At 62.2% G+C, this 12,291-nt stretch carries 11 protein-coding genes; 10 read left to right on the top strand and 1 reads right to left on the bottom strand.

Annotated elements, in window-relative coordinates; translation table 11 throughout:
- Positions 1-8: 8 nt before the first annotated feature.
- The 6 genes from ACQKP2_RS03565 (at position 9) to ACQKP2_RS03540 (ending at position 5,403) form a co-directional block, all read left to right on the top strand.
- Positions 9-857, top strand: a complete 849-nt coding sequence (locus tag ACQKP2_RS03565; RefSeq protein ID WP_427574403.1) for a TauD/TfdA dioxygenase family protein — start codon at positions 9-11, stop codon at positions 855-857.
- Positions 858-944: 87 nt separating this feature from the next.
- Positions 945-1,997 (top strand): 3-keto-5-aminohexanoate cleavage protein, encoded by a 1,053-nt coding sequence (locus tag ACQKP2_RS03560; RefSeq protein WP_427574401.1) that lies wholly within the window; start codon positions 945-947, stop codon positions 1,995-1,997.
- Between the two features lie 88 nt (positions 1,998-2,085).
- The gene (locus ACQKP2_RS03555; protein ID WP_427574400.1) at positions 2,086-3,414 is read left to right on the top strand and encodes an MFS transporter; all 1,329 of its coding nucleotides are present in this window, start codon (positions 2,086-2,088) and stop codon (positions 3,412-3,414) included.
- Complete coding sequence (locus ACQKP2_RS03550; RefSeq protein ID WP_427574399.1) at positions 3,411-4,073, top strand: DsbA family oxidoreductase; 663 nt, start codon at positions 3,411-3,413, stop codon at positions 4,071-4,073. The genes ACQKP2_RS03555 and ACQKP2_RS03550 overlap by 4 nt, the downstream gene beginning before the upstream one ends.
- Positions 4,070-4,396, top strand: coding sequence for a Rieske (2Fe-2S) protein (locus tag ACQKP2_RS03545; RefSeq protein ID WP_427574398.1), 327 nt, complete (start codon positions 4,070-4,072; stop codon positions 4,394-4,396). The genes ACQKP2_RS03550 and ACQKP2_RS03545 overlap by 4 nt, the downstream gene beginning before the upstream one ends.
- On the top strand, positions 4,393-5,403 hold the full coding sequence (locus ACQKP2_RS03540; protein WP_427574396.1) for a YeiH family protein: 1,011 nt from the start codon (positions 4,393-4,395) through the stop codon (positions 5,401-5,403). The genes ACQKP2_RS03545 and ACQKP2_RS03540 overlap by 4 nt, the downstream gene beginning before the upstream one ends.
- A gap of 186 nt (positions 5,404-5,589) precedes the next feature.
- Here the strand turns inward: ACQKP2_RS03540 and ACQKP2_RS03535 are convergent, their stop codons facing one another.
- A complete protein-coding gene (locus ACQKP2_RS03535; RefSeq protein ID WP_427574395.1) occupies positions 5,590-6,624 on the bottom strand; it encodes an AraC family transcriptional regulator in 1,035 nt (344 codons plus the stop codon).
- A gap of 354 nt (positions 6,625-6,978) precedes the next feature.
- On the opposite strand from ACQKP2_RS03535, the gene ACQKP2_RS03530 reads away from it, so the two are divergent.
- From ACQKP2_RS03530 to ACQKP2_RS03515, 4 genes are all read left to right on the top strand, one after another.
- Positions 6,979-7,545 (top strand): RBBP9/YdeN family alpha/beta hydrolase, encoded by a 567-nt coding sequence (locus ACQKP2_RS03530; protein ID WP_427574394.1) that lies wholly within the window; start codon positions 6,979-6,981, stop codon positions 7,543-7,545.
- 124 nt (positions 7,546-7,669) lie between these two features.
- A complete protein-coding gene (locus tag ACQKP2_RS03525; RefSeq protein WP_427574393.1) occupies positions 7,670-9,679 on the top strand; it encodes a DUF1302 domain-containing protein in 2,010 nt (669 codons plus the stop codon).
- Between the two features lie 41 nt (positions 9,680-9,720).
- A complete protein-coding gene (locus tag ACQKP2_RS03520; RefSeq protein ID WP_427574391.1) occupies positions 9,721-11,079 on the top strand; it encodes a DUF1329 domain-containing protein in 1,359 nt (452 codons plus the stop codon).
- 121 nt (positions 11,080-11,200) lie between these two features.
- On the top strand, positions 11,201-12,289 hold the full coding sequence (locus tag ACQKP2_RS03515; RefSeq protein ID WP_427574390.1) for a WD40/YVTN/BNR-like repeat-containing protein: 1,089 nt from the start codon (positions 11,201-11,203) through the stop codon (positions 12,287-12,289).
- Positions 12,290-12,291: the final 2 nt, after the last annotated feature.

Genomic DNA, 12,291 nt, shown 5'->3' with positions numbered 1-12,291 from the left:
GGCCCGCCATGAAAGTCGAACAATTGACCTGCAGCATTGGCGCCGAGCTGATCGGCGTGAACCTCGCCGACGCGATTCATGACGACGGTCTTTTCGCCGAAATCCGCGCGCAGTTGCTTAAAGCTCGCGTGGTGTTCCTGCGCGATCAGAACATCACCCGCGCCGAGCATGTAGCCTTCGCCCGAAAATTCGGCGAGCTGGAGGATCATCCGGTTGCCGGCAGCGATCCGGAGCACCCGGGCCTGGTGCGGATCTACAAGAACCCGGACCAGCCGATGGACCGCTACGAAAACGCCTGGCACACCGATGCCACCTGGCGCGAGGCACCGCCGATGGGTTGTGTGTTGCGTTGCGTGGAATGCCCGCCGGTGGGCGGCGACACCATGTGGGCCAACATGGTGGAGGCCTACGCGCGCCTGCCCGATGACGTTAAAACGAAGATCGCCGATCTGCGTGCCCGTCACAGTATCGAGGCGAGCTTCGGTGCCGCCATGCCTATCGAAAAGCGCCTTGCGCTCAAGGCGATGTACCCCGATGCCGAGCACCCGGTGGTGCGCACCCATCCGGAAACCGGCGAAAAGGTGTTGTTCGTCAATGCCTTCACCACCCATTTGAGCAATTACCACACCCCTGAACGGGTGCGCTTCGGCCAGGACGCCAATCCCGGCGCCAGCGAATTGCTGCGCTACCTGATCAGCCAGGCGTACATCCCCGAGTATCAGGTGCGCTGGCGCTGGAAGCCCAACAGCATCGCCATCTGGGACAACCGCAGCACCCAGCATTACGCAGTCATGGATTACCCGCCGTGCCATCGCAAGATGGAACGTGCCGGCATCATCGGTGACAAGACCTACTGATCGATTTTTTCTGCATTTGCACTCGCCTGTACGCCTGCCCGGTGCGAACCCGGGTGGGCGGATAAAACCAATAAGAGGAGTAATCCAATGCAATTTTTCGACGATTCGCTGCACCCGGAAAACATGGAGAAGGTGGTCATCACCGTCGCCCCCTACGGCCCCGAATGGATGCCGGAAGACTTCCCCGAAGACATTCCGCTGACCATGGATGAACAGGTGCAGAAGGCGGTCGATTGCTATGAAGCCGGCGCCACGGTCCTGCACCTGCATGTGCGCGAGCTGGATGGCAAGGGCTCCAAGCGCCTGTCCAAATTCAACGAATTGATTGCCGGCGTACGTGAAGCGGTGCCGGACATGATCATCCAGGTCGGCGGCTCGATCTCGTTCGCCCCCGAGAGCGATGGCGAAGCGGCCAAATGGCTGTCCGACGATACCCGCCACATGCTGGCCGAACTGACGCCGAAGCCGGATCAGGTCACCGTGGCCATCAACACCACCCAGATGAACATCATGGAGCTGTTGTATCCCGAGTACCTGGAAGGCACATCCCTGGCCAATCCGCTGTATCAGGCAGCCTATAGCGAAATGACCGTACCGGCGGGCCCGGCCTGGGTCGCCGAACACCTCAAGCGCCTGACGGACAACGGTATCCAGCCGCACTTCCAGTTGACCGGCATGCACGCCATGGAAACCCTCGAACGCCTGGTTCGCCGGGGCGTCTACAAGGGCCCGTTGAACCTCACGTGGATCGGCATCGGAGGTGGTTTCGACGGTCCGAACCCCTTCAACTTCTTCAACTTCATCCACCGCGCGCCGGACGGTTGCACGCTGACCTCGGAATCGCTGCTCAAGAACGTCATGCCGTTCAACACCATGTCGATGGCCATGGGCATGCACCCGCGTGTAGGCAATGAAGACACTATCATTGATCACAAGGGTGATCGTTTCAGCTCGGTAGCGCAGATCAGGCAAACCGTGCGCATTGCCCATGAGCTGGGTCGCGAAATCGCCTCCGGCAAGGAAGCACGCGAGATCTATCGAATCGGCGTGCAGTACCAGAGCATCGAAGAAACGCTCCTGGCCAACGGCATGGCCCCCAACCGCAAGGCCGGCCAGAAAGGTGTGCCTCAACGCGGTTGACCGACCGCGGGCGAGAGGTCGGCAGCCTCTCGCTCGCGGCACTATCACACGCTCGATAACAACAAAAACAACGTTTCGAGGAGGCTGCATGGCCTTTCATCCCATCGCCGCAGACGATGACGACACGAGTGTCGGCGTTGCGCGCAAATACGCCTGGATTGTCTTCGCCTTGACGTTCGGCCTGCTGATTTCCGATTACATGTCACGTCAGGTGCTCAATGCGGTGTTCCCGATGCTCAAGGCCGAATGGGCGCTGAGCGACGGCCAGTTGGGCCTGCTCAGCGGCATCGTGGCCTTGATGGTCGGCCTGCTGACGTTCCCCTTGTCGCTGATGGCCGACCGCTTCGGAAGGGTCAGGAGCCTGGCGTTGATGGCCCTGTTGTGGAGCCTGGCCACATTGGGTTGTGCGCTGGCACAGGATTACCCGCAGATGTTCATTGCCCGCTTCATGGTCGGTGTCGGCGAAGCGGCTTATGGCAGCGTCGGTATCGCCGTGGTGATTTCGGTGTTTCCCAAACACATGCGCGCCACCCTGGCCAGTGCCTTCATGGCCGGCGGCATGTTTGGCTCGGTATTGGGCATGGCCATGGGCGGCGCCATCGCCGCCAAGCTCGGCTGGCGCTGGTCGTTTTCCGGCATGGCGTTGTTCGGGCTGCTGCTGGCCTTGCTGTACCCGATGATCGTCAAGGAATCACGCATCGCCCCGCAACGCGCGAGTCGGGTGATGAAAAAGTCCAGTGCCGCGGTCAAGCAGCCGTTACGCACGCTGTGTTCCAGCCCATCGGTGATCGCCGCCTACATTGGCAGCGGCTTGCAATTGTTCGTCGGTGGCACCGTGATTGTGTGGATGCCCAGCTACCTCAATCGCTACTACGACATGGCAGCGGACAAGGCCGGCGGTGTCGCGGCCATCATTGTGTTGTGCAGCGGTGCCGGGATGATCCTGTGCGGCATGCTCAGCGACCGGATGTGCCGCCAGTCGGCGGAGCGCAAGGTTGCCCTGGCCATCGCCTATTGCCTGGGCAGTTGCCTGCTGCTGTCGGTGGCGTTCGCCTTGCCGCCAGGTCCTGTGCAGTTGCTGATGATTGGCCTGGGCATGCTGATTGCCGCCGGGACGACCGGCCCGGCCGGCGCAATGGTCGCCAACCTGACTCATTACTCGGTCCACGGCACGGCGTTCGCCACCCTGACCCTGGCCAACAACATGCTGGGCCTGGCGCCCGGACCGTTCCTCACCGGCAAGGTGTCGGACCTGATCGGCCTGCATGCGGCGTTCCAACTGGTACCACTGGTCAGTGTTGCCGCGGCAGCCGTGTTCTTTTACGCCAGGTGCCACTACCAAAAAGACATTGCCCGACTCAAGGGCCAGCACGTCGATGACCCGGTCAGCGACGCCGTTACTGAGGTGAAGTTGTGAGTCGTCGTTTACGTATTGATGTGTTTTTCGATTTCATCTGCCCCTGGTGCCTGATCGGCAAGCGTCAACTGGAACATGCGCAGGTGCAGTTTCGCAGTCGCTACCCGGATGTGCAGATCACCACCGTGTGGCAAGGCGTGCAGTTGTTGCCTCAGTTGCCGGTACAGGGGGAGCCCTTTGCCGATTTCTATCGCAAGCGTCTGGGCAATGCCGATGCCGTGGCCATGCGCCAGGCCCAGGTGCGGCAGGCTGCGGCAGCTGTCGGGCTGAGCATCGACTTCAGCCGCATCGTGACGATGCCCAACACCGCCGACGCCCATCGTTTGCTCGAGCGTGTCAGGGCACAGGGCAATGCTGTCTTGCATGACACTTTGCTTGAGCGCCTGTTCGCCGCTTACTTCCGCAAGGGCGAGGACCTGGGGTGCCCGGAGACGTTGCTCGCCATCGCCCGTTCCTGCGCCATTGACGCAGAGTCCGTAGCCGATTGCCTGACTGGCGATGCCGCGCCCTTTGCAGGGTTGGCCGGGGGTGTCAGTGGCGTACCCGGTTTTCAGTTCGACCGCCGCCTGACCGTTGTCGGCGCACAGCCTGCCGAGGCATTGCTCGGCGCCATGAGGCAAGCCCTCAGGGAAAGTGATCGCGAGCGGCAGTCGGCATGACGCGGCGCATTCCTGTACCTGCGGGCAAGCACCCGCAAGTCGGCGGCCGGGCGCTGTTCGAATTCGAAGACAAAAGCCTGGCGCTGTTCAACGTCGAAGGCGAACTGTTCGCCATCGACGACAGCTGTCCGCATCAGGGCGCATCGCTGTGTGGCGGGCGCCTGGAGGGCAGGGTGATTCAATGCTGCGCCCATGGCCTGCGTTTCGATCTGCGCAGCGGTTTTCTGCTCAATTCCACTCAAGTCAAGGTCGCCCGTTACCCGGTCGAGATGGTCGCCGGCCAGGCATTCATTGTTATCGCTCCAGAGGAAACCGCGTCATGAACGCCATTGCTCTCACCCAGATTCATAGCCGCACGCGCGAACTGGCGCCGGGATTTATCGTCAGTCTGATCGTGGCGGCAGCGGCTTCGTTTTTATCCGAGCACTACGGTGCGCCGGTAATGCTGTTCGCCTTGCTGTTGGGCATGGCGCTGAACTTTCTCGCCGGGGAAGGGGCCTGCAAGGCCGGCATCGAGTTCACCGCACGTACCGTGCTGCGTATCGGCGTGGCGCTGCTGGGCATGCGCATTACCCTGGAACAAATAGCCGGACTGGGCTGGAAACCCGTGGCACTGGTGATCATTCTGGTTGTGGTGACAATCAGCGTGTCGGTGGTCGCGGCCAAGGCGCTGGGCTTTTCGCGTCTGTTTGGCATGCTGACCGGTGGGGCGACGGCCATTTGTGGTGCTTCGGCGGCGTTGGCGCTGGCTGCAGCATTGCCCAATCACCCGCAAAAGGAGCGTGCCACGCTGTTCACCGTGATCGGGGTGTCGGCGATGTCCACGATGGCCATGATCCTGTACCCGATGATTGCCAACTGGCTGTCCCTGTCGCCACAAGTGGCCGGCGTGTTTCTGGGCGCCACCATCCACGATGTCGCCCAGGTCGTCGGCGCGGGTTACAGCATGTCGACCGAAACCGGTGACACCGCCACCGTGGTCAAGTTGATGCGCGTGGCCATGCTCGTGCCAGTCATCGTCTGCGCAGCGATGGTCACCCGCATGCAAGGCGCCGATCCCAGGGGCAAGCGCCCGCCATTGTTGCCCTGGTTTGCCGTCGGCTTTCTGATACTGGCCTGCATCAATAGCACCGGCTGGGTGGTTCCCGCCATACAAGGCTCGGTCAACGAGTTGTCACGCTGGTGCCTGGTGATTTCCATCAGTGCGCTGGGCATGAAGACACAACTCAAGGAACTGGCGGCCGTGGGGATCAAGCCGATCCTGCTGATGGTGGGGGAGACGGTGTTTCTCGTGCTGCTGGTGCTGCTGTTGCTGCACTGGGGCCTCTAGGATTCAGTCCGATACAACACCTGTGGGAGCGAGCCTGCTCGCGATAGCGATTTGGCATCCAACATATTGGCTGCCTGACACACCGCCATCGCGAGCAGGCTCGCTCCCACAGGGATTTCGGTTTCCACATCGCGCTTTTGCGGCGACTGTACCAGCAGTCGCCGTTTTTTTTCAGGTCACGGAGGCTCAGGAGGCACTTGGGTCGGGGGCGGCTTTCGGGGCGGACTGCATCTGCGCGCGCCACGTCGCCGGCGGCATGCCGAACTGGGCAATGAACCAGCGCGTGAAGGAACTCGCCATGGAGTAGCCGAGCATGTCGGCAATGCGGCCCAGCGAGTAGTTGGGGTTTTCCAGGTAGCGCAGCACCAGGTCGCGGCGCACATCATTGATCAGGTCATTGAACGCACAGTCCTGTTCCTTCAAACGGCGTTGCAAGGTCCTGACGTTCATACCCTGGGACTGGGCGATCTGTTCGATGGTGGCGCGCCCCATCGGCAACAACAGGTAGATGGCCTTGCGCACTTCGAACAGGATCGACGGCCCTTCATGGCCCGGTAGCGAGTCCAGGTAGCGCTGGGCGTAGCGCGCCATGGCGGGGTCGGCGTTGGGGTTGGCGATGTCGAGGCTGGCATCGGGACAGACAATGCCGTTGAACTCGCTGCCGAACTCCAGGTTGCAGCCGAACAGGCGTCGGTGCAGTTGCAGGTTGTCGGGGGGCTGGTGGGTGAAGTTGACGCTCAGCGGGTGCCAATGTGCGCCGAGCAAGGCCGAGCAAAGTCGGAACATCACGCCAATCGCCAGTTCATTGGCTTGCCGGCAGGGCATGGGCGATTCGGTCACCACCTCTTCGCGGATGATCACCATCTTGCCGGCTTCCTCAATGAAAATCGCCAGCGAATCGTTCATCAGGTGACGGTAATTGACCACCACGTTCAAGGCATCGCGCAGCGTGCGCTGGTGACTGAGCAGCAGGCTGACCACGCCAAAGTCTGAGAGCTGGCGCGATTCGGCCATGCTCAGGCCGAAGTTCTGGCAACCGCTGGCGGCTGCCGACGCCTCCAGCAGACGCACGGCGGCATCGATGGGAATACGCAGCTCCGGCGATTGCAGCTGGTTTTTGCTCAGGCCGACGGACGCGAGCACATCGCGGGGATTGAATCCCAGGTACTGGGTGACCTCCAGGTAGTTGGTCAGGACAGCGGCGCGAACGAGCCTGGTCATGCGGAGTTCTTCCCTGGGCCGGTTGGGGTGGTAACGAGCGGGGCGACTATAGCCAGCGCATCGACCGTTGAACAGTTGGCAGATCGTCGGTTGCGTGCTAGCGCAACGGTGCCTGTTCACGACCTCTGCAAAGACCCATGGGGGCCCACGCTTTGATTACAGTGGCCTGCAGCCATCCGTGTTTGGTTTTCGACCAGTGGTTGCGCTCATCCGGCACCGATCAGTCTGTCATCAAAAGAAAAGTGACTGACGTCAAATGAAAAGCGCCCCGGGTGACGGCTCTTTAATGTCAGCCCTACAACAAGAGTCTGGCGACAGAGCCAGTCAATCACCGAGAAGCCGAAGGTATTGCAAGTGGACAAACTGCACACTGCCGCAACCGTTCTGATCGTACCGGGTCTGCGCGAGCACGTAGCCGAACATTGGCAAACGCTGCTGCAAGACAGACTTGCCAAGGTACGCAGCGTACCGCCCCTTGAAACCGACAAACTCGATTGCGCCGCCCGCGTCCGTGCGATCCAGCATGAGCTTGAGCAAATTGACGGTCCGGTGATTCTGGTGGCCCACAGTGCCGGCGTGCTGATGGTCGCCCACTGGGCCGCTCGCCACCGTCATCCGATCAAGGGTGCACTGCTGGCGACGCCTCCGGATCTCGATGCCGATTGGCCGCAAGGCTACCCATCCCCTGAAACCCTGCGTACCCACGGCTGGGACCCGCTGCCCAAAGGCCCGCTGCCGTTTCGCAGCCTGGTGGCCGCCAGCACCAACGATCATTTGGCCAGCCTCGACGCCGTCACTCGCATGGCTCACGGCTGGGCTGCCGAGTTGCGCAACCTGGGCAACGTCGGCCATCTGAATCCAGCTGCCGGTTACGGCCACTGGCCGCAAGCCGAAGAGCTGGTCCTGGAACTGGATCGCTGATTCAAACCGGCGGGTCGCAAACCCACCGGATATCGCCCCCTGACCTGAAACACGCAAGCCTCTGAACGGGCATGCGAGGGGGCGGCTGCGCTTAAAACAAATACAAAAAGGCGGAGAAAACGCTATGCACAACAACAATCATCGGTTCGTCCCGTCACGCTACACCTTGCTGGCCTCGGCCATTCTGGCCGCCAGCCTGCCGGTGGCCCACGCGGTCGAACTCGATACCGGTAATCCCGACTGGACCGCCCGTTTCGATAACACCGTCAAGTACAACTACGGTGTGCGCACCGAAAGCGCCGACAAGCGCATGTTGGGCACGCCCAACAACAACGACGGCGACTACAACTTCCGCCGATCCGGGACCAACATCACCAACCGCATCGACCTGTTGACCGAGCTGGATGTGGTCTACAAGGAAAAAACCGGCTTTCGTGTCAGTGCCGCCAGTTGGTACGACAAGGCCTACGAGAACACCGGCTCGAACTCCAACCCGTTCGTCAACGGCAACGGCTCCACTTCGGGCCTGGTCGCCAACGACCCGCGCCTGGCGGCTGTCACCAATGACAATGTCGGCAACGGCAGCCCGCACCTGAGCAACTACGCCCAGCGTTACTACACCGGTCCGTCCGGCGAAATCCTCGACGCCTTCGCGTTCTTCAGCACCGAAATCGGCGAAGAATCGATGCTCAGCGTCAAGGCCGGCCAGCACAACGTGTTCTGGGGCGAGACCATTCTCAACCCGGTGCACTCGATGAGTTACGGTCAGTCCGGCCTGGACCTGGCCAAGCTGGCGGCGTCGCCGGGTACCGAAGCCAAGGAGCTGTTCGTTCCGCGCAATCAGCTGTCGATGTCCTTTACCCTCAACCCAGAGCTGACCTTCGGCGCCCAGTATTTCCTGGACTGGGACGCTGCACGCCTGCCGGAAGCAGGCACCTACTACGGCGGCTCCGACCTGGTGGGCTTCGGTGCGCAATCGTTCCTGCTGGGCAACACCAACGCCGTGGTCCCCGGCAGCCCGCTCGGTTGCGGCCTGGCACCGTGCAACGCGTTGACCAACGTCCGTCGCGGCCACGACCTGACGCCGGACAAGAGCGGCGACTGGGGCGTCATGGCCAAGTGGTCGCCGGCCTGGCTGGATGGCACCCTCGGCTTCTACTACCGCAATACCTCGGAAATCCTGCCGCAAGCCTGGCTTGATGCCAGGGGCCTGACCTCGGCCAATCCCAACGGCACCCGTCCGGCCGGGCAGGTACCCGCCGTGGTCAATACCCTCAACTCGTTGAGCACCAGTACCTATCAACTGGCCTATGCCGACAACATCCACATCTTCGGCCTGAGCCTGTCCAAAGACGTGGGCGGCGTGAGCGTGGGATCGGACCTGAACATCCGTCACAACATGCCGCTGGCCAGTATCCCGGCGATCGTCAGCTCGACCAGTCCGCTGGGATTGGGCGCAGGCCTGGGCCTGTTGCCGGCCCGTAGCGCCGCAACCGGTGTGGTCTACGACACCCCGCAAAAGGGCGACAGCATGAGCGCCACCGGCGACACGCTGCACTGGACGCTCAATGGCCTGATGACCCTGCCCAAGACACCGGTGTTCGACTCGGCCACGCTGCTGGGCGAGTTGTACTACAGCAACCTGCTCAAGCTCGATGGCAAGAACGAAGCACTCTACAAGGGCAAGGACACCTATCGCGGCATCGACCAGCCGACCCGGGACAACTGGGGTGTCGCGGTCAACTTCACGCCGACCTGGTACCAGGTGTTTCCCGGTGTCGACCTCAACGCGCCGATGTCGGTCAACGTCGGTCTGGCCGGCGTGTCGCCGGTCTCCGGCGGCGGTGCCAAGGACACCGGCAACTACGCCGTCGGCGTGGGTGCCGTTGTGTACAACAAGTACTTCGTCGACCTGAAGTACGTGGACTCTTTCGGCAAGACCGACAAGTGCAACGTCAGTGGCACCAGCACCGGTGCCGCCGCAGCGGGCAGTGGCGACGGCTCCACGCCGAACGCATTCAGCGGTAACGAAAACTATGCCTGTTTCGCCGGTGGCTACTCGGCCTTTTCCGGTGGTGGCGCAACCACGGCGGACCGTGGCGCCGTTTACCTGACGATGAAAACCACTTTCTGATTCACCACTGGCTTGCTCAAGGCAGGCAGGAGAACAACAAGATGAAGTATGTAAAAACCGTGTTGGCCGCCTCGCTGGCGATGGTCATTGCCGCCCAGGCACAGGCCGCCGTATCAACCCAGGACGCCGCCAGGCTGGGCAGCAGCCTGACCCTGGTGGGTGCCGAAAAGTCGGGTAACGCAGACGGTTCGATCCCGGCGTATGACGGTGGCTTGACCACACCTCCGGCTTCCTACAAGTCCGGCGACAGCATGCGCCCGGATCCGTTTGCCAGTGAAAAGCCGTTACTGGTGATCGACGGCAAGAACGTCGATCAATACAAGGCCTCGCTCACCGCGACCACCGTTGAGCTGGCCAAGCGCTTTCCCACGTTCCATGTGAATGTGTATCCGACCCACCGTACTGTCGCGCTGCCCAAGGCCGTGCTGGACAATGGCGTGAAAAATGCCACCGAGGCCAAGTCCCTGGAAGGCGGCCTGGCCATCGACAACGTACTGCCGGGCGTGCCGTTCCCGATCCCGCAGTCGGGCAACGAAGCGATGTGGAACTTCCTGCTGCGCTATCAGGGGGTGAACATCAACTCCAAGTACGACTCCTGGAACGTCGATTCCGCTGGTGTTGCAAGCCTGGCGACCACCGGACAGGCGTACATTTCCTATCCGATCTACGAGAACCTGGCGCAGCCGATCAGCAGCGCCGACGTCTACTACCAGATGAAACTGTCCTACACCGGCCCTGCGCGTCGTGCTGGCGAAGCGGTGATGCTCAAGGACGCCGCCAACCCGTTGCAGCAGCCACGCCGCGCCTGGCAGTACCTGCCAGGTCAGCGCCGGGTCAAACTGGCGCCCAACCTGGCCTACGACACGCCCAACCCCGGCACCGCCGGCGCCGGCACCTACGACGATGTCTTCGTGTTCAACGGCGCGCTGGACCGCTACGACTGGAAGCTGGTGGGCAAGCAGGAAATGATCGTGCCTTACAACACCTACAAGCTGACCTACGCCCAGGACCCGAAATCGCTGACTACGCCCAATCACCTGGCCCCGGATTACGTGCGCTGGGAGAAACACCGCGTCTGGGTGGTCGAGGGCAATCTCAAGCCCGGCGCGCGGCACATCTATCAGAAGCGCCGCTTCTACCTCGATGAAGACAGCTGGAGCGCCTTGGCCTCCGACCAGTACGACGCCCGTGGCCAGCTCTACCGGGGTTCGTTTGCCTTCCTCAGCCAGAGCTACGACAAGCAGGTGCCGGACTCCACGCCTTTCATGATCTACGACCTGGTCGGCGGCTCCTACAACATCAACGGTGTGGTGGGGCCTTACGGCGGCATCAAGTACATCGATTCGCTCTCCAAGGCGCAGTGGACACCCGAATCCCTGGCCGGTAGCGGCATCCGGTAAAACCGCCTGCGACAAAGCCCCCGTAAGGTCCGCTGCCTGCAGCGGACCTTACGGGCGGCCGGATTGAATCCGGGGCCGCAAGGTCATGCATCCCGGAGCGATTTTCCCAAGAGGAAGCGTTATGTGTTCGTACAAGAAGTACCAGCAACTGGCGTTGGGCATCCTGATTGCCCTGATACAGGGTATCTCCCAGGCATCCGGCTACATCGACGTACTGGATCTGCCGGCCAGTCCAAGCCAACTGGCGGCCAGCAGTCCGTTGTCCGGCATGGCGCGCGCCGGTGACCGACTGATTGCCGTCGGGCAGCGCGGGCACATTCTCTATTCCGATGACTCCGGCAAGCACTGGCAGCAAGCGGCCGTGCCGGTGAGTGCCGACCTCATAGCCGTGAATTTTCCCTCCGCGCTGCAGGGTTGGGCCGTCGGCAACGACGGCGTGGTCCTGCACAGCGATGACGCCGGGGTGACCTGGCATAAACAACTCGATGGCCGCCAGATCGGCGAGCTGTTGGTCAAGCATTATTCCGCACTGGCCAGTGCCGAGCCCGGCAACGAGCAATGGCCGACTTGGGTTGCCGAAGGCCAGCGCCTGACGGAGCAGGGCGCCGACAAACCCTTGCTCGACGTCTGGTTCGCCAACGACAGGCAAGGGTTCGTGGTGGGCGTGTTCAACCTGATCCTGCGCACCGAAGACGGCGGCCGCAGCTGGACGCCTTTGCAGGATCGCACCGACAACCCGCAAGGCCTGCACTTGAACGCCATCGCCTCCTCCGGCGATGCGCTGTACATCGCCGGCGAGCAGGGCCTGCTGCTCAAGTGGGATGAAACCGGGCAACGCTTTGCCGCCGTGCCGACGCCTTATCAAGGCAGCTTCTTCGGCGTTGTCGGTCAACCGGGGGAAGTGGTCGTCTACGGCTTGCGCGGCAACGTGTTGCGCAGCACCGATGGCGGCCGGAACTGGACGAAACTCGAAAGCGACCAGCCAGTGAGCATTACCGCCGGCCTTATCGACGATCACGGCAATTACCGTCTGTTTACCCAGGGCGGGCAGATGCTGGTCAGCCAGGGCGCCAGTGCCCGGCTGACGCTGGCGCAGCAGACCGGCACGGCCCCCGTGACCGGGGCCATCCGGGCGGCCGATGGCACGCTGGTACTGGCGGGCAGCCGCGGTGTACGGACGCTGTCCGCCGTCAAGACTTCCAATCCTTAGAG

It is taken from the genome of Pseudomonas sp. NPDC089569 (assembly GCF_050280625.1).
Lineage (GTDB): Bacteria > Pseudomonadota > Gammaproteobacteria > Pseudomonadales > Pseudomonadaceae > Aquipseudomonas.
Note: the sequence above shows the minus strand (reverse complement) of the source record. Positions and strands in the feature narration are given on the sequence as shown.